The sequence below is a fragment of the Costertonia aggregata genome, assembly GCF_013402795.1.
Lineage (GTDB): Bacteria > Bacteroidota > Bacteroidia > Flavobacteriales > Flavobacteriaceae > Costertonia > Costertonia aggregata.
In genome coordinates this window covers 1,964,854-1,983,010 of the sequence record NZ_CP058595.1, presented here as the reverse complement: position 1 = coordinate 1,983,010, position 18,157 = coordinate 1,964,854, and the positions used below count along the sequence as shown (strand labels likewise).

The following is an 18,157-nucleotide window of genomic DNA, read 5'->3' as shown; positions in this document are numbered from 1 at the left end:
ATGGTTCAATTAGACGAAAAAACATATTTGTATCTCCTGTGCATTATCCCGGTAATGGCACTCTTCTTTATAATGCTCCAAATTTGGAAAAAAAAGAAGCAAAAACAGTTTGCCGATGTATCGCTCTTAAAACGCTTGACACCCAATAGGTCCAGATTCAAATCTACCTTAAAATTGATTTTCTTTCTACTCGGGCTCACATTTTTGACCCTTGGGCTGGTCAATCCAAAAATTGGCACGAAATTGGAAACCGTAAAAAGGGAAGGTGTTGATATTGTGTTTGCACTGGATGTTTCCAAAAGCATGTTGGCCGAGGATATTGCACCAAACCGTTTGGAAAAGGCAAAGCGATTGGTGTCCGAAATCATCAACCAATTGGCAAGTGACCGTATAGGTATTATTGCCTATGCGGGTCAAGCATTTCCTCAATTGCCCATCACCACCGATTATGGTGCGGCCAAAATGTTCTTACAGAGTATGAATACCGATATGTTGTCTTCCCAAGGAACGGCGATCAATGAAGCTATTGAACTGGCGGCCACGTATTTTGATGATGAAGAGCAGACCAATAGAGTGCTGTTCATAATTTCCGATGGGGAAGACCATTCGGAAGGTTCAACTTTGGGAGCGGTTGAAAAAGCCGTTGAAGAAGGTATACGAATTTTTACCGTTGGTGTAGGTAATGCCAAAGGTGCGCCGATTCCCTTAAAAAGAAACGGTATTGTGGAGAGTTTGAAAAAAGACGGTAAAGGCGAAGTGGTAATCACCAAATTAAACGAGGAAATTTTGGACGACATCGCGGATGAAGGTAACGGGCAATATATTAACGGGGCCAATACAGAGGCCGCTGTAGAGTTTATAAAGGAACAATTAAATCAAATGGACAAGAAAGAGTTCGAAGCCAAACAATTTGCAGAATTCAAGGACCAATTTCAATGGTTTTTGGGCATAGGCTTGATGTTTTTATTCTTGGACATCTTTTTATTGGATAGAAAAACACAGTGGTTGAAAAAATTGAACTTGTTCAACGAAGAAATTGTAGAGTAACATGAAAAGAATCACTTACATATTGTTCTTGCTTACCCTTTTTGCTTTTGCACAGGAAGAAGAATCAAAAAAAGCGTTAAAAGCATCCAAGAATTTAACTTGGGAAGCCAACAAACAATTGTCGGAAGATAAATTTGCCGATGCCGAAGCGGATTACAGAAAGGCCATATCCAAAAGTACCGAAAATATTGCAGCACCCTACAATTTGGGCAATGCCTATTACCAAAAGGAAAGTTATAATGAAGCTTTTGGGCGTTTTAAACAAGCGGGGGAGCTGGCAGAGGACAAAACGGCAAAGCACAAGGCCTATCATAATATGGGCAATGTGTTCATGAAGAACAAAGAATATCAAAAAGCGGTAGAAGCCTATAAAGAAGCGCTTCGAAATAATCCAAAAGACGAGGAAACCCGGTATAACCTAGCCTTGGCCAAAGAAATGCTGAAAAAAGAACAGGAAGAGCAAAAGAACGATCAAAACAAAGACAATAAGGATAATCAGGACAATCAGGATAAAGACCAAAACAAAGACAAAAAGGACGAAGGGGACAATAAAGAAGATAACAAAGGAGACCAAAAACAGGACGAGAACAAAGATCAGGGTGACAAGGGCGATAAAGGGGACCAACAAAAAGAAGACAATAAAAAAGCGGACGGTGACGAAAAAAAAGAACAAAAAAAGAATCCCGGGCAAGGAGACCAACAAGAGCAAAAACAACCTAGACCAAACCAGTTGAGCAAGCAACAAATTCAGAATTTGTTAAGAGCTATGCAGAACAATGAGAAAAAAGTCCAAGAAAAAATAAACGCCCAAAAAGTAAAAGGTGTTAAGGTCAAAAACGAAAAAGATTGGTAATGTACCTGCACTTAAGAAAATATGGTTTCTTATTTACAATATCGTTCCTTTCTTTCATGGGACTGGCCCAAGAGAACGATGGGGTAACTTTCGAAATGAAAGTTAGTAAAGAAAAGCTGGGCGTTAATGAAAGGCTACGTGTAGATTTTACCATGAACAAAGACGGTGATAATTTTACTCCGCCCGATTTTAAGGGGTTTCGTGTTTTGATGGGCCCTTCCCAATACATAAGCAACTCATGGATCAATGGTAAAAGAAGCTTCAGTAAAACATACACCTATACCCTAGCCCCTACCGCCCAAGGAAAATTCACTATCAATCAATCAACAGTGGTCATCGGCGGTAAGACCTATAAGTCTTTACCTGTCACCATAGAAGTAACCTCAGCAGTGGACAAGCCCAACGGGGAAAAAACCGTAGATGATATTGCGGATGAAAACCTACATTTGGTGGCTGAGGTTTCCAAAACCAATCCCTATCTAAATGAGGCGGTAACTGTTGTCTACAAACTATATGTGAGTCCGGCGATAAGCGTTTCCCAATTTAATCCGGTCGACAATCCAAAATATAATAACTTTTGGAGTCAAGATATTCCCGTTACCAAATACAACACCCAAAATAGCACCTATAAAGGAAAACAATATCGCTCTATAGTGTTAAAGAGAGTGGTTTTATACCCCCAAAAATCCGGAAAGCTGGAAATTGAACCCTTATCCCTAGACGTTACTTTGGAAGTACCCACCAACAAACGTGACTTTTTTGGAGGCCGTATCTACACGCAGACCAACAAAGTAGTTTCTGCAGGACGAAGAACCCTAAACGTAAAGGCTTTGCCCACCGAAGGTAAACCTGCAAACTTTGGCGGTGCCGTAGGAAATTTTGAATTTAACGTGACCACGAGCAAGGCAAAGCTAAATGCATCGGAATCATTACAGGCCAAAGTCGAGGTTAGCGGAAAAGGAAATCTTAAACTATTTCAATTACCGGAATTGAATTTACCCGGATCCTTGGAAGTGTATGATCCCGAATTCAAGGAAAATGTGCGCACTACACTTTCGGGAATGCAAGGTAAAGTAAGCAATAGTTACACCGTTGTACCCTCTTTTAAAGGAAAGTACCCCATACCAAGTATAGATTTTAGCTACTTTAATCCAAGTACCAAAAAGTATGTAAGGCTTACTTCTGATGAAATAATGGTAAATGTTATCGAGGGGCCTAGCAACAATACCTCGAACAGTACCATCGTATCAAACAATAAGCAAATGGTGATCACTACGGGAGACCAGTTCAATTTTATAAAATTAAACCCAAATTTAACGGCAATAGGTCTAGACCATTTCTTGGGTTCGACCCGTTTTTACTTGTGGTTACTTTTACCGTTACTGCTAATTCCCCTAGCCATATTATTCAGAAAGAAAAGAGAAGCTATCGCTGGCGATGTCGTTGGCAATAGAATAAAAAGGGCGAACAAATTGGCCAGAAAATATCTATCCAACGCGAAAAAGGCCTTGGGCAATAAAGATGCTTTTTACGTTGCGTTAGAAAAAGCCCTGCACAATTACCTAAAGGCAAAACTTAAAATTGAAACCTCGGAATTCAGCAAGGACAAGATTACCGAACTATTAGAGGAAAAACAGGTAGACGATACCACTAAAGATGCATTCATTGGTCTTCTCAAAAATTGTGAAATGGCACGTTACAGTCCTTTTTCAGACGTACAAATGAAACAGGATTACAATAAAGCGAGCGAGGTAATCTCATATTTGGACAAACAACTTTAGGCATGAGACAATTCTTTTATATTTTCATACTATTTGTATCTTTTCTTGGAAATGCCCAAAATGAAGCTTTATTCAACAAAGCCACGGATTTTTACAATTCCGGGGCATATCAAAAGGCCATAGACAATTATTTGAAAATATTGGATAATGGTCAGCACTCCGCCGAATTGTACTTTAATCTTGGTAATTCCTATTACAAATTGAACAAGGTCGCCCCAAGCATCTACTATTATGAAAAGGCATTATTGTTGAAACCTGGCGATAATGAAATAAGGAACAATTTGGGTTATGCACAAAATATGACTTTGGATGCCATTGAAACTATGCCAAAAACGGGACTTTCAAAAATATACGATAGCATCATAGGATCATTATCTTTTGATCAATGGGCCTATGGGGCCATTGGGTTAATGCTTCTTTTTGTATTGCTCTATATCGCTTTTTATTACCTTAGATATGCCGGTCAAAAAAGAACCGCCTTCATCGCTGGAACCATATCTTTAATAGCCGCTGTCGTATGTTTGATATTTGCTTTTCTACAGTATACTGAATTTACCTCAGACCGGCCGGCCATTGTTTTTTCGGAAGAAATTTCAATCAAATCCGAACCCAATGAAAGAAGCCAAGAAGTGTTTAAATTGCATGAAGGCACCAAAGTGAATGTTTTGGAAGAACTCGGCGATTTCAATAAAATACGACTTGGAGACGGTAAAACCGGATGGTTATTGAAAACGGATATAAAATTGTTAAAGGATTTTTAAAACAACTTTAACAGCGTTCCAATAGTATTACTTTTATATTTACGCTTCTCGTCTTAAGACCGTAGTGTGAAATTATCATTCATCTTTATATTATCTTTGGTTTTGACCATGACTGTTGTCGCCCCGGCTATAATACAGTTAATGAAGTCGGGCAATGATACCTTTATAATCACAGACTTTAACGAAGAGAAAGATAGCACAAAAGAAAAAAAGGAACTAAGCGAAAAAAATCATTTCATTAATAATTACTCAAATATCATTGTTCCTGCCGCCACAACTCTGTACAGGCACTCTGCACAGTACGTAGAAAATTACCGTAGATTTGATATAGAGATTTTTCTGCCCCCACCAAAACACATGGGTTAGTTTTCGTATTCGATTTTTTATTTGACTAACCTGTTTTTTTTTATCTTAGAAAACACAAACACTTTACAATATGTTTAAATATTTGAAGAACGACTTACCAGCGAGTATCGTTGTATTTTTTGTAGCGTTGCCTTTATGCTTGGGAATTGCCCTGGCCAGTGGAGCGCCATTATTTTCCGGATTAATAGCGGGTATCGTAGGTGGTATAGTGGTCGGGGCCTTGAGTGGTTCACAAATTGGGGTCAGTGGCCCTGCCGCTGGTCTTGCGGCCATAGTATTGACCGCTATCGGAGCGCTGGGAGGGTATCAGAATTTTCTACTTGCCGTTGTTTTGGGCGGGATAATACAATTAGTGTTTGGACTGTTGAAAGCAGGTATTATAGGGTATTATTTTCCTTCCTCTGTAATCAAGGGTATGCTTACCGGTATAGGGATCATCATAATTTTGAAGCAAATTCCGCATTTTTTCGGGTATGACCCCGACCCTGAAGGGGATTTTGCGTTTTTTCAAGTAGACGGTAAAAATACCTTCTCCGAAATTTTCGAGACTTTGAATAACATAAGCCCTGGTGCAACAATAGTTGCTATTTTAGGTTTGGGTATTTTATTGTTATGGGACAAGGTATTGTCGAAGAAAGGAAAAATCTTTCAATTGGTTCAAGGTCCTTTGGTTGCGGTGGCAGTTGGTATTATTTTCTTTGTTTTGACCAAGGATGACCCTGCATTGGCCATTTCGGGAAATCATTTAGTAAGTGTTCCCATACCTGAGGACGCATCTTCATTTTTGGCCCAATTCAGCTTTCCCAATTTTGGTGCAATAACCGATCCGCAAATATGGATAACCGCATTTACCATTGCACTGGTCGCCAGTTTGGAAACCCTATTATGTGTTGAAGCGACCGATAAGTTGGACCCACATAAAAACGTAACCCCAACCAATAGGGAACTTTTGGCCCAAGGCACCGGAAACATTGTTTCGGGAATGATCGGGGGCTTGCCCGTAACACAGGTTATAGTGCGTAGTTCGGCCAATATTCAATCGGGAGGAAGAACAAAAATGTCTGCTATTATTCACGGTTTCTTTTTATTGATCTCGGTGATCTTAATCCCCAAATTATTGAATATGATACCCTTATCGGTATTGGCCGCCATACTTTTTATTGTTGGTTTTAAATTGGCAAAACCATCGCTGTTCAGAAGTATGTATAAAATGGGTTGGAAACAGTTTATCCCTTTCGTAGTTACGGTATTGGGCATTGTTTTTACAGATTTACTTATAGGTATCGGGCTTGGTTTGGCCGTGGGTATTATCGTTATATTGATAAAAAGCTATCAAAACTCACATTTTCTGCACATTGAGGATATCAGCAACGGGGTCCATAAAATAAAAATGACATTGGCCGAGGAAGTCACCTTTTTCAATAAGGGGGCGATCCTGAAAGAACTGGACAGTCTACCGGAAGATTCGTATCTTGAATTGGATGTTCGTAAAACCCGATATTTGGACAACGATATAATTGAAATCTTAGAGGATTTTTCAAGTAAGGCCAAAAGCAAGAATATCAATATAAAATTGATTTCTGAACGTGGCATTGTTGAAAATCCCGATAGTTATATCGAATTTTTCAAACTCATCCCTAAATCGGCTTAGCGATTACGGAATGTTTATCAGCGATATATAAAATCAAAGCACGACCATAAAAAAATATTATTAGATGAAAGCACAAACAAAAGAAATGCAGGAGGCGATTACCCCAAATTCGGCAATAGAACTATTGAAAGAAGGTAATTCAAGGTTCGTGGCCGCAAAAATGGCCGAACGTGACCTTCTGGATCAGGTAAAGGATACAGCTTCTGGGCAATATCCTTTTGCTACCGTATTAAGCTGTATAGATTCGAGGGTTTCAGCAGAGCTTATTTTTGACCAAGGCGTTGGCGACATTTTTAGCGCACGGGTCGCTGGCAACATTGTAAATGAAGATATATTGGGCAGTATAGAATTTGCATGTAAATTGGCGGGTACCAAAGTCCTTGTAGTTCTAGGACATACCGCCTGTGGTGCCGTTAAGGGAGCCTGCGATGATGCCAAAATGGGAAATCTGACCATCCTCCTACATAAAATAAAGGCAGCGGTGAGATCCGTAAACGAACCAGAAAACCAAAGTTCCCGAAATTCAAAAAATATAGATTTTGTAAACGAGGTAGCCCGTAAGAACGTATTATTGACTATTGAAGACACGCGAAGTTTAAGTCCCGTCCTAAAAGAAATGGAAGATAACGGGGAAATAAAAATAGTAGGTGCCATGTATGATATTGAAACGGGCAAGGTCAATTTCTTTGATTCTTAGATAGGGACATTCATAACACTTCCATTTAAAAACAGATGGCTTTTGTATGCTAAACAGTAAGATAGATACCCATAAAGTTTTAAATTTGCCGCTTTAGTCAACCATCATGATAGATACGATAAAGAAGCATATTAAAGAGATTGAACAGTTTTCTGCCGATACCGCCGAAGCGGTCGAAGCTTTCCGAATAAAATACTTGGGCAAAAAAGGATTATTGAACGATTTCTTTGCCGAATTCAAAAATGTCCCCAACGAACAGAAAAAAGAATTTGGACTCGCTATAAATCAGTTAAAAAAAGTAGCTGCCGATAAGGTAAACGATTTAAAGGGAGCCATGGAAAGCAATGTGGCCGACACTGGGGTTTATGGCGACCTTACCCGACCTGGAGAACCTATTGAGCTAGGTGCGCGCCACCCTATATCCATAGTTAAAAATCAAATTATAGAGATTTTTTCAAGAATAGGCTTTAATGTTTCGGAAGGACCAGAGATTGAGGATGACTGGCATAACTTCACGGCATTGAACCTGCCTGAATACCACCCGGCACGTGACATGCAGGACACATTTTTTGTGCAGACCAATCCCGATATATTATTGCGAACGCACACCTCATCCGTACAGGTGCGATACATGGAGAGCAATACGCCGCCCATTCGTACCATATCACCGGGCAGGGTCTACAGAAACGAGGCTATATCGGCACGTTCACACTGTTTTTTTCATCAGGTAGAAGGGTTGTATATTGATAAAAATGTTTCTTTTGCAGATTTAAAGCAAACCCTACAATTTTTTACTACAGAACTCTTTGGGAAGTCAAAAATAAGGCTGCGCCCTTCTTACTTCCCGTTTACAGAGCCTAGTGCAGAGGTAGATGTATACTGGGGCCTGGAAACCGAGGCCGATTATAGGATGACCAAAGGTACGGGTTGGTTAGAAATTATGGGCTGCGGTATGGTAGATCCCAATGTTCTGACCAATTGTGACATTGATCCAGAAGAATATTCCGGCTTTGCTTTTGGCATGGGCATAGATCGTATCGCACTATTGCTTCATCAAATCTCCGATATTCGCTTATTAAGCGAAAATGACGTTCGCTTTTTAGAGCAGTTTAAAAGCGCATTATAGACCAAACCTTTGGCATCACCATGATTGCATAGACACGTTGGTTATTTTAACCTAGTTAAAGTATATTTACGGTAGAACCATTTTGTCATCCTTAGTAGGTACAGTGATTAAACAATCATAATCAATACGATATGTTCAAAAATATTTTCGATTTCAGTAATATAAAGGGAGATTTGACCGGTGGGCTCGTGGCTGGGGTTGTTGCCTTACCACTGGCACTGGCTTTTGGGGTACAGTCCGGTTTAGGGGCGATTGCAGGATTGTATGGAGCAATTGCCGTAGGTATATTGGCTGCCCTTTTTGGTGGTACGCCGACACAGGCAAGTGGCCCTACTGGCCCAATGACCGTGGTTTCCGCTGCTTTGGTTGCCAATGCCATTGAAGTTGCAGGGAGTCTTGAAAGTGCCATGGGTATTATCTTGCTTAGTTTTTTGGTGGGTGGTGCTCTACAAATTTTTTTCGGACTCATAAATATTGCAGGGTATATCAAATATTTTCCTTATCCAGTTATTTCGGGTTTTATGAGCGGTGTGGGGCTTATCATCATTATTCTCCAAATTTTTCCTTTTGTCGGTCTTGACTCCGCAAAATCCACCATCAAGGTAGTAACCGACATGCCAAGACTCTTTACCGATTTGAATTGGCAAGCATTGGCTTTAGGCGGGTTGACCGTGATAATTTATTATCTATTCCCAAAAATCACGAAAGCTGTTCCAAGTGCTTTAGTGGCATTGATATCGGTTTCTATATTGGCATACTTTATCAAATGGGATGTACCCATTATTGGTGAGATTCCTTCAGGATTGCCCGAATTACGGTTCGGAACTTTGCTTACCGTTGACAGCAGTGCTTATTTTATGATACTTGAATACGGTATGGTCCTAGCCGTATTAGGTTCTATAGATTCCCTTCTAACCTCGGTAATTGCCGATAATATGACCAAGACCAAGCATAACAGTAATCGTGAGCTTATTGGTCAGGGCATCGGTAATATGGCAGCAGCCTTAATTGGTGGCATACCAGGGGCAGGGGCTACGAAAGGTACCGTGGTCAATATTAATTCAGGAGGTAGGACTCGTTTATCCGGGGCCTTGCATGGTGCTTTTTTACTGGCCATTTTATTGGGTCTTAGTTCTTTGGCAGCTTATATTCCGCTCGCAGTATTGGCTGGGATTTTAATTCCTATCGGTTTCAAGATAATAGACACCAAAGGGTTAAAACATTTAAGAATCATACCAAAGGCAGATGCCGTGGTCTTGATCATTGTGCTGCTTTGGACCACTTTTGGAAGTTTGATACAAGCTGTGGGAATAGGTGTAACCTTGGCCGCACTCTTGTTCATGAAGCGTTCTAGCGATATTGGCGAAGAAGGCATGCAAATAGGTACTTTAGCTGGTTTTGATGGTGAGAAGCCTTGGCCCGACGAAACTGAATTTTATGAGAAAAATAAGAACCAGATATACATCAAACATCTTTATGGGCCTTTATTTTTTGGATTTACCTCGCATTTTCAAGAGCAGGTAAAGAACGTTGGCGAAAACATCAAAGTACTGATCATTCGGATGGATCGTGTGCCACACATAGATCAGTCTGGGGTATATGCAATGGAAAACGCCATTTTGGATTTGACCTTAAAGGATATGAAAGTAATCATTACCGGATTAAGAGAGCAGCCCAAAGATTTGTTGACATCACTGGATATTATACCCGACCTGATTCCCGAAGATCAAATTTTCCCAACGATAGACGATAGTTTCGAGTGGCTGAAAACCCATATGAAAGGTATTGAATAGCCAGTCATCAAGGTAGAAGAATATTGTAATGAAGAAAGATATAGAAATCCCTATTGCCAAAGATGTTCATGTAGCGATAATACACGAGTGGAACGAGGAGTTTCTTTCTAAAGATTGGAATGCCTACATCATTAATAATGGAAGTTTTCCCATTGAAATGGTTCTTGTGGTTTCAAAAGGATATGAGGGTGATAAGAAAACTTCGATCATGCGCCATGCCATAGGAGTAGTGGCGGCCAAGTCCTTTGAAAAGATTGAAGTAGTTCAAGAAGACGTACTTGCCCTGAACAATGAATTTTTTGTAACCTACTATGCAGATAACAAACTTTACGAAAAACGGTTTGAGTTCACAAAGGGGAGTGTTTCTGAAAGTAGGCTATCAACCATACCTATGATTGAAAAAGAAGGGGTTCTTGCAAAATAAATTCGTTTCCGGATTTTTAAAAAATATCATGTTCGTAATTCACATTCCTGCAAAGTGAGAAGTCCAGATTTTCAACTTGGTTCTTATGAGATTGCGATAGGTTTTTGAGCATAATGATTATGACTTAGAGATGATAGCGAAACAAAATAGATCTCTTCAATTAAAAAATAAGAAAGCCAATAAGATATTCATTGCTTTGATTTTGGTGCTTTTTGAATTCTCTAAGGAATCGTTGCCTTTATTATAATTAAATCCGAATAATTCGCAACCCTTTTTTAATGATTACATCTTGAGGACATGAAAATAAATGTAATATCTATTGCTCTCTTGTTCCTTTTTTTAATTTCTTGCAGAGAAGTTGAGTCTATCGATTGTTCATTGGTCGACTGTGCCTTTCAAACTTTTTCTATCACATTTGTTGATGGTGACGGAAATAATTTAATTGAAAACGGCACTTATACCATTAATGACATTATGGTATCAAAAAATGGCGATCAATTAAGTTTTAACGCATCCGAAGACAATAAAATCCTTTTTGAAACCGCTGGTCAACAAGGTGATAATATTTATGAAATAAAGCTTTCAGAATCAAGAACGGATGTATTGATACTAGACCTTGACAGGAGAGATTCAAGAAATGAATGCTGTGGTCCTTTTTTTGATGTGAATAACGCTATCTATGAAAATAGTAGTAACCTAGTCGTTGAAACAGATGGGTTTATCACAGAACTAATTGTTACCATACAATAATCGTTAAGAAAAAACGACCGTTCACAAAAAACCTACCATTCGGCAAAGGGCTTTTTGCTCAATTGGGAATTATAATACCGTACATCTCCCGTAACTTCCTTACCCAACCATTGTGGTTTTTCAAAATGTTCGTCTTCATGAGCGAGTTCTACCTCGGCAATAACCAAACCCTTATTTTCCCCTAAAAACCGGTCTACTTCAAATAGATGATTTGCAAAAGGAACTTCGTATCTAATCTTTTCCAATATTACGGGTTTGCATAAATCGATAAGATCAGTGGCCTCGGAAAAAGAGATTTCCTTTTCCCATTCAAATCTTGAAGTGCCTGTTGCATTCGACTTCCCTTTTACCGTAATAAACCCTTGATTGTCTTTAATACGAACCCGAACCGTTCTTTCAGCCTCGGTATTTAAAAAACCCTGTGCGATTCTGGTTTTTGAAGTTGCTACTGCCTGATATGCCTCGGATTTTACCAAAAATTTACGTTCTATTTCAATCACCGCTACTTATCGTTTTTATTTCGTTTGACTGTATAATTAACTTCTCGATATCACAGTTGGCCAAAAACACCATAGTCCTTGCTATAACTTTTGAGTGAATAGATCGGTAATTTTTCAAAGGCCCGATCAAAAAAAAGTTTAGCACTTTAAATATCTGTTTTGCCAACCATTCGCCCGTTCGCCTTTTGTTCCTATTTCCTACGATTAAAGATGGTCTTAAAATATGTGTCTTTGGAATTTGTAGTTTTAACAAATCATTTTCCATTTCCCCTTTTACTTGGTTATAAAAAATAGAGCTGTCACTATTCGCGCCCATTGCAGAAATTACGATAAAGGTACCTATCCCGTTTTCCTTACAAAGCTTTGCGGCCGTAATAGGGATTCCATAATCTATACTGTGATACTTCTTCTTGTCCGGCGTTTTTGATTTAGTAGTGCCTACGCAACAAAAAACCTCGTCTGCAATAAAATCGGTTTTATATTTTTCAAGATGTAGCACATCAACAAGGTGCTCCTCAATTTTAGCATCCTTTATTTCAGTCTTGGAACGGGAAAATAGCACAACTTTTTTGTAACGATCATCCTTTATCAAAAGCCGAAGTAAGAACCGCCCCGTGAGACCGGTTGCTCCAAGAATAATGGCCGTTTTCCTGTATTGTTCCATCAAATTAAATATACCGTAATTTTGTAGTATGTACAACGATTTGCCGTTACGAAAAATCATACATGTGGATATGGATGCTTTTTATGCATCTGTAGAACAGTTGGACAATCCTGAACTTCGGGGAAAACCCATTGCCGTGGGCGGTAAGTCCAAGAGAGGTGTTGTGGCAGCGGCAAGTTATGAAGCCCGTAAATTTGGGGTGCGTAGTGCCATGAGCAGTGTAATCGCCCAGCGCAACTGTCCCGACCTAATTTTTGTAAAGGCCCGTTTTGATCGCTATAAAGAAATCTCGCAGACCATTCGCAAAATATTTTATGATTATACCGACTTGGTCGAACCGCTATCCTTGGATGAGGCCTATCTGGATGTGACCGTTAACAAGAAGGGAAATCCGTCTGCGACACTTATCGCAAAAGAAATACGTCAACGTATTTTAGAAAAAACGGGGTTAAATGCCTCTGCTGGAATATCTATAAACAAATTTATCGCAAAGGTAGCCAGTGATATCAATAAGCCCAATGGTCAAAAAACGGTAAACCCCGAAGAGGTCATTCAATTTTTAGAAGATTTGGACATTCGAAAGTTTTACGGTGTAGGGAAGGTCACTGCGGAAAAAATGTACAAACTGGGTGTTTTTACAGGTAAGGACCTAAAAAGCAAATCTTTGGAATTTTTAACGGAAACGTTCGGGAAAAGCGGTACTTACTATTACCATGTGGTCCGCGGTATTCACACCAGTGCCGTTAAGCCACATAGAATACCGAAGTCGGTAGGAGCGGAACGCACTTTTAACGAAAATCTGAGTAGTGAGATTTTTATGCTGGAACGCCTTGACCATATCGCGAAAGAACTGGAACGCCGCTTGAAAAAATCTGATATTGCGGGGAAAACGGTTACGTTAAAAATTAAGTACAGTGACTTTACACTCAATACCCGCAGCAAAACCTTACCTTATTTTATTGCCGATAAGGGTTTGATTCTGGAGACTGCCAAAGAACTGTTATATCAAGAAGAACTACAAAATTCCGTTCGCCTTTTAGGAATCTCATTGGCCAATTTAAATACCGAGAAAAAAGAAAAGCCCAAAACAGAAAAGGAAACCATATCGGTACAGTTGAAATTTGATTTTTAATAAAGACCCCCCTATAGAAAAAAGTCTACAGGGGAGTCCCAGCTTAAATATCAAAACACTTAACACTTTATTTCACTATCAACGTGTTATCGGTTGAAGTTGGGTTCATTGGACAAAAATACACATACTCGCCTTTTTCCAATTTTGTCGGATTTGATTTTTGTGTTTTGCCTGTAGCCACGACCTCGGTAACATATGCGGTTTGAATATGATTTTCCGGTTTGGAAATATCATCCCCCTTTTTTACGAGAACAAACCCCACGTCATGACCAACAGCGTTGTTCGTAATTTCAAATACGTATGTACCTTCTGGTACGGTAATTTGTTTTTGGGCAAACTCCCCGGGGGTCTGCTCCAATGCTATGGTCTCCTGGGCCGCTTTCATCATATTGTCTTTCTTCATCATTTTGTCTTGGGCATTTACTGAAAATACCGTTCCCAATGCCACTACCAATACTGTAATTACTTTTTTCATGATTTTTGAATTTAATTTTTGTTTCAACCCCTCGCTTTTGTTCATGATAAACTGTAGGGAGAAATCTTATTGTTTTTACTAATTGTTACTTATTGACCATACTTGAGCGGATGGTGTTCGCCTTTTTTATGCCGTAATTTCTTCCAATGATCGTACTTGTGGAAAATCAACCGGTACATCGGTGGTTTTGTGCAAGTAGTTAGAAATGGTCTTATCGCCTACCAAGACAATGGTATCTACCAAATTCTCCCTGGTCCATCCTGCGTTTAAAAAATTGGACACCACTTCTGAATCGGTAGCTCCCCTGTTTTCGGTTATATTTTTGGCCAATTTTGCCAAGGCGTCCAATTTATGGTCAAAAGATGCTTTTCCAGCCCTTAACTCAAGTATTTCGGCATCGGTAAATCCGTTCATCTTCCCTATGGCCGTATGTGCCGACAAGCAGTACGTACAATTGTTCACTTGGCTTACCGCTAGGTTTACCACTTCTTTTTGTTTAGCGCTCAATGATGTCTTGGCATTGCTCAAGGCCAAGTAATTTTCCAAGGCATTTTTTGAATGTGCATAGGTAGCATAAAGGTTGGGTACAAAGCCCAGTGCTTTCTCCAAGTTGTCAAAAATTGCTTGGTTGTTGGCCGTTACTTCTTCTCTTGTTGGTACATTGAATGTGCTCATAATACTTTTGGATTTTATTGTCATTTTTCACTAAGGCATAAATATGTGTGATACAAGCCTTTGCTTTGATGACGGATTAATATGTAATGATTAAATGGATATAAATGGTTTCTCGGCATCACAATAAAAATCGTGATGATGCTTTTGTTCGCAATGGGTCTCGGGACTGATCGTATTGGCCGTTGACCTTTTCGTTTGCCTAAATATTTCTATTAAATTGAAAATAGATGTGTGTTTTGCCTTCATCTTTCTTGTTTTATTAGTTACAAGGCAAAGATGCGACGGGGAAGAGGGTATTTGTTAGGAGGTATTGCCCGACCGCTTGTAGAAATTTCCCGCTAAGGGGAAATTGTTGCCGTTTCCCTGTATTGTGAAGGGGAATATCCGGTCATTTTCTTAAAAAATCGACTAAAATGGGCCGGATCGTTAAAGCCCAGTTCGTACGCTATTTCCTGATTTTGCTTATCGGTGAAGTTCATGAGTCTTTTTGCTTCTAGGGCCAAACGTTCCAGAATTATCTGTTGCGGCGATTTTTGATTGTACAGAGCAAATAAGTTGGACAATGTCTTTGGGCTCTTGTACAGCATTTCGGCATAATCGCTTACTTTACGTTTGGTCCTGTAATGCGTATCTACCAAAACATTAAATTTACGAACAACATCTATTTGCTCATTGTTCATTGCTTTCGAAATATGTTGCGCTTTCGCTAAGCGTGTGCAGATAATAATGAGCCGCTTCAACAACATTTGCAGCATATCGCCCTGTATTTTGTCCGAGGTCGAAAATTCGTCCAAAAAAACATCGTAAAGCGTATTGAACTTGCGTTCTTGCTCTACCGGTATGGTTACAATAGGTAAATCCTGCGTTCCAAAAAAAAGTATCCCATTGCAAGAGACTTCACTGTCGTGGTCGCGAATACAATAAAATTCCCTATTGAACAAAAAGGCAGTTAGTGGTAACGCCGTATTCCCGTAAGTAACATGCTGTAGGTATGTAGTGGTAATTAATTGATTGGGTTTTAATTCAACTGATAGATTATCAATCAAGATAAAAGTGGATGCTTGATTCCTGTTCCATAAAATATTGATGTTTCCGGCCAATGAAGAAAATCTGTTTTCGTTCTTTTTGATATCATCGGTAAACCCGAACAAAGAACCCAACTTAGAATCATGAAACTCAAAATGCATGCCTGAAAAAGATAAAATTATGATCGATACGACTGTTTAGTCTATAATTTTTGTTTATGCTTACAGATTGTAAAGTACTATAAAACAGGTATTTTTTAAACAAAAATGTTAATCATTCCCATATATTTTAACGCCTTACCTGCTTTTTTTAATTTTAATCAAAATTGCTTTGAAAAAGAATATGCATTGTATTCTTTGTATGACAGTTAGACTAAGATATTACGAATGAGCGAAATAAAAAATTACGATAGGGCAGCGCATAAATATTACATGTCACAAAATATTACAGGATTACCCATTACGTCTTGGGATTTGTTTGGGCCCTATTTTGATACGTTATGTAAAAATTACAACGACCTAGTGGCCATTAGGCATTTGGCAAGTGAAAATAGATGGTCATACAGCTCCCCAATCGAGGAAAATTTAATCCAAGATGAGCAAATTATAGTCATTACAGATGCCAAGCTTAACATAGTGCACGCCACCAATAACATTTCTGGCATGAACGGGTACACGCCCCAAGAGATTTTGGGTAAGAGTCCAAAAATGTTCCAAGGAGAAAAAACTTGTAGAGAAACCCAAAAACATATATCCAAGGCTATCAAGGAATCAAGACCTTTTGAGGCTACCGTTGTTAATTATCGCAAAGATGGTAGCATTTACAATTGTTGGATAAAAGCCGAACCTATCTTTAACGAAAAAGGTAAAGTGGTCAACTTTATCGCCTATGAAAAAGAAGTAGCTTAAGTGTTTGTTTTGTAAGAAAAATCCCGATGGTTAAAACCATCGGGATTTTTTTATACTATACTGTTTTCTTTATTGATATGCGCTTTAAAAATTACAGCTCTCGATTTCGGTCACCCTTAATGTGTTGACCATGCCTTTATCTTTTATGGGCATTGCAGCGAGACTGATCAACATATCACCAACGTCCAAAAAGCCTTTTTGGCAAGCTATTTTATTTACATCTTCAATGGTTTCATCGGTAGATACGAATTTGTCGTAATAAAATGCCTTTACCCCCCATAAAAGATTCAATTGTGTTAGTATTCTTTTATTTGACGTAAAAACCAAAATATGCGCACTGGGTCTCCAAGCCGATATCTGAAAGGCCGTATAGCCGCTGTTGGTCAAGGTAGAAATGGCCTTGGCCTTGATTTCGTTGGCCATGGTGGCAGCATGAAAACATATCGCTTTTGTAATATACCGGTTCGTCTTTATATGAGGTGGGTCATGCGGTACTTTTATAAGTTCTGAACTTTCTACGCTTTCTAAAATACTGGACATTTTTTCGATGACCTGTACGGGATAATTCCCTACCGAGGTTTCTCCGGAAAGCATAACGGCATCGGCACCGTCCATAACCGAATTGGCAACATCGTTGACCTCAGCACGTGTAGGGGTAAGGCTAGTAATCATGGTTTCCATCATTTGGGTAGCAATGATTACGGGAATTCTGGCCTTTTTGGCCCTCAATACCAATTGTTTTTGTATTAATGGTACTTCCTGTGCGGGAACTTCTACGCCCAAATCTCCACGGGCCACCATTAAACCATCACAATAGGCAACGATTTTATCTATGTTTTCTACAGCCTCGGGTTTCTCAATTTTGGCAATAATGGGTATTTTATGCTCGGAATGTTCTTTTATGATATTTTGAAGATCTATCAAGTCTTGACTAAAACGAACAAACGAAAGGGCAATCCAATCCACTTCAAGGGAAACGGCAAAAATGGCATCCTTGACGTCTTTTTCCGTAAGGGCCGGCAAAGATATATTGGTATTGGGTAAATTAACTCCTTTTTTTGATTTAAGAGGCCCGCCTTGTATCACTTTTGCCTTTACTTCTGTTTCGCTATTGGTCGAAATCACTTCGAACATGAGTTTTCCGTCATCCAACAAAACACGCTCGCCGGCCTTTACATCTTTGGGAAAATTGGTATAGTTCATATATACTCGTTCCGCAGTACCCTCAAACGGGTTTCCCGTTACGAACGTTATCTCATCGCCAGGTGCGACCACTACCTCTCCCGCCATGACACCTACCCTAAGTTTAGGGCCTTGTAAATCGGCCAAAATAGAGGTATTCGTTCCCATTTCCTCGTTGAGTTCGCGAATCATGGAAACACGTTCTTTAACATCGTTATAGTCAGCATGGGAGAAATTAATTCTAAAGACATCCACTCCTGCTTGCATCATACTTTTTAAGACTTCCTTTTTGCTAGTGGCCGGCCCTAGGGTAGCTACTATTTTTGTCTTTTTCTTCGTTGGCATT

The 18,157-nt window shown here is 39.4% G+C and carries 20 protein-coding genes; 13 read left to right on the top strand and 7 right to left on the bottom strand.

The features are described 5' to 3' along the window. The 11 genes from HYG79_RS09150 to HYG79_RS09100 all read left to right on the top strand — a co-directional run bounded on the left by HYG79_RS09150 (position 1) and on the right by HYG79_RS09100 (position 11,249). On the top strand, positions 1–1,047 hold the full coding sequence (locus HYG79_RS09150) for a VWA domain-containing protein (RefSeq protein ID WP_179241793.1): 1,047 nt from the start codon (positions 1–3) through the stop codon (positions 1,045–1,047). A 1-nt stretch (position 1,048) separates the two neighbouring features. Continuing rightward, positions 1,049–1,900 (top strand): tetratricopeptide repeat protein, encoded by an 852-nt coding sequence (locus HYG79_RS09145; protein WP_179241792.1) that lies wholly within the window; start codon positions 1,049–1,051, stop codon positions 1,898–1,900. Then, on the top strand, positions 1,900–3,681 hold the full coding sequence (locus HYG79_RS09140; protein WP_179241791.1) for a BatD family protein: 1,782 nt from the start codon (positions 1,900–1,902) through the stop codon (positions 3,679–3,681). Before HYG79_RS09145 ends, HYG79_RS09140 begins: the two co-directional genes overlap by 1 nt. A 2-nt stretch (positions 3,682–3,683) precedes the next feature. After that, entirely contained in the window at positions 3,684–4,442 is a 759-nt protein-coding gene (locus HYG79_RS09135) for a tetratricopeptide repeat protein (protein ID WP_179241790.1), read from the top strand. A gap of 66 nt (positions 4,443–4,508) precedes the next feature. After that, positions 4,509–4,808, top strand: coding sequence for a hypothetical protein (locus HYG79_RS09130; RefSeq protein ID WP_179241789.1), 300 nt, complete (start codon positions 4,509–4,511; stop codon positions 4,806–4,808). A gap of 70 nt (positions 4,809–4,878) precedes the next feature. Beyond that, positions 4,879–6,459, top strand: coding sequence for a SulP family inorganic anion transporter (locus HYG79_RS09125; RefSeq protein WP_179241788.1), 1,581 nt, complete (start codon positions 4,879–4,881; stop codon positions 6,457–6,459). Positions 6,460–6,523: 64 nt separating this feature from the next. Then, positions 6,524–7,156, top strand: coding sequence for a carbonic anhydrase family protein (locus HYG79_RS09120; RefSeq protein ID WP_179241787.1), 633 nt, complete (start codon positions 6,524–6,526; stop codon positions 7,154–7,156). A 106-nt stretch (positions 7,157–7,262) separates the two neighbouring features. Continuing rightward, the gene (pheS, locus tag HYG79_RS09115; protein ID WP_179241786.1) at positions 7,263–8,282 is read left to right on the top strand and encodes a phenylalanine--tRNA ligase subunit alpha; all 1,020 of its coding nucleotides are present in this window, start codon (positions 7,263–7,265) and stop codon (positions 8,280–8,282) included. 131 nt (positions 8,283–8,413) lie between these two features. Continuing rightward, complete coding sequence (locus HYG79_RS09110; RefSeq protein WP_179241785.1) at positions 8,414–10,075, top strand: SulP family inorganic anion transporter; 1,662 nt, start codon at positions 8,414–8,416, stop codon at positions 10,073–10,075. Positions 10,076–10,103: 28 nt separating this feature from the next. Continuing rightward, positions 10,104–10,499 (top strand): hypothetical protein, encoded by a 396-nt coding sequence (locus tag HYG79_RS09105; RefSeq protein ID WP_179241784.1) that lies wholly within the window; start codon positions 10,104–10,106, stop codon positions 10,497–10,499. A 297-nt stretch (positions 10,500–10,796) separates the two neighbouring features. Next, the gene (locus HYG79_RS09100) at positions 10,797–11,249 is read left to right on the top strand and encodes a hypothetical protein (RefSeq protein ID WP_179241783.1); all 453 of its coding nucleotides are present in this window, start codon (positions 10,797–10,799) and stop codon (positions 11,247–11,249) included. A 32-nt stretch (positions 11,250–11,281) separates the two neighbouring features. Here HYG79_RS09100 and HYG79_RS09095 read toward each other — a convergent pair whose 3' ends face one another. Then, positions 11,282–11,749, bottom strand: coding sequence for a CYTH domain-containing protein (locus HYG79_RS09095; protein ID WP_179241782.1), 468 nt, complete (start codon positions 11,747–11,749; stop codon positions 11,282–11,284). Next, positions 11,742–12,413, bottom strand: a complete 672-nt coding sequence (locus tag HYG79_RS09090) for an NAD(P)H-binding protein (RefSeq protein ID WP_179241781.1) — start codon at positions 12,411–12,413, stop codon at positions 11,742–11,744. The genes HYG79_RS09095 and HYG79_RS09090 overlap by 8 nt, the downstream gene beginning before the upstream one ends. Positions 12,414–12,441: 28 nt before the next feature. On the opposite strand from HYG79_RS09090, the gene dinB reads away from it, so the two are divergent. Continuing rightward, complete coding sequence (dinB, locus tag HYG79_RS09085) at positions 12,442–13,545, top strand: DNA polymerase IV (protein WP_179241780.1); 1,104 nt, start codon at positions 12,442–12,444, stop codon at positions 13,543–13,545. Between the two features lie 67 nt (positions 13,546–13,612). On the opposite strand, the gene HYG79_RS09080 is transcribed toward dinB, so the two are convergent. From HYG79_RS09080 to HYG79_RS09065, 4 genes are all read right to left on the bottom strand, one after another. Continuing rightward, positions 13,613–14,020, bottom strand: coding sequence for a cupredoxin domain-containing protein (locus tag HYG79_RS09080; RefSeq protein ID WP_179241779.1), 408 nt, complete (start codon positions 14,018–14,020; stop codon positions 13,613–13,615). Positions 14,021–14,146: 126 nt separating this feature from the next. Continuing rightward, on the bottom strand, positions 14,147–14,695 hold the full coding sequence (locus HYG79_RS09075; protein WP_179241778.1) for a carboxymuconolactone decarboxylase family protein: 549 nt from the start codon (positions 14,693–14,695) through the stop codon (positions 14,147–14,149). A gap of 90 nt (positions 14,696–14,785) precedes the next feature. Then, on the bottom strand, positions 14,786–14,941 hold the full coding sequence (locus HYG79_RS09070; RefSeq protein WP_179241777.1) for a hypothetical protein: 156 nt from the start codon (positions 14,939–14,941) through the stop codon (positions 14,786–14,788). 92 nt (positions 14,942–15,033) lie between these two features. After that, entirely contained in the window at positions 15,034–15,882 is an 849-nt protein-coding gene (locus HYG79_RS09065) for a helix-turn-helix domain-containing protein (protein ID WP_179241776.1), read from the bottom strand. A 225-nt stretch (positions 15,883–16,107) separates the two neighbouring features. Here HYG79_RS09065 and HYG79_RS09060 point away from each other — a divergent pair, with 225 nt between their 5' ends. Next, entirely contained in the window at positions 16,108–16,629 is a 522-nt protein-coding gene (locus HYG79_RS09060) for a PAS domain-containing protein (protein ID WP_179241775.1), read from the top strand. Positions 16,630–16,713: 84 nt separating this feature from the next. Here the strand turns inward: HYG79_RS09060 and pyk are convergent, their stop codons facing one another. Next, positions 16,714–18,156 carry a pyruvate kinase gene (gene pyk / locus HYG79_RS09055; protein ID WP_179241774.1) on the bottom strand — a complete coding sequence of 481 codons (1,443 nt, stop codon included), beginning with the start codon at positions 18,154–18,156 and terminating at the stop codon, positions 16,714–16,716. Position 18,157: the final 1 nt, after the last annotated feature.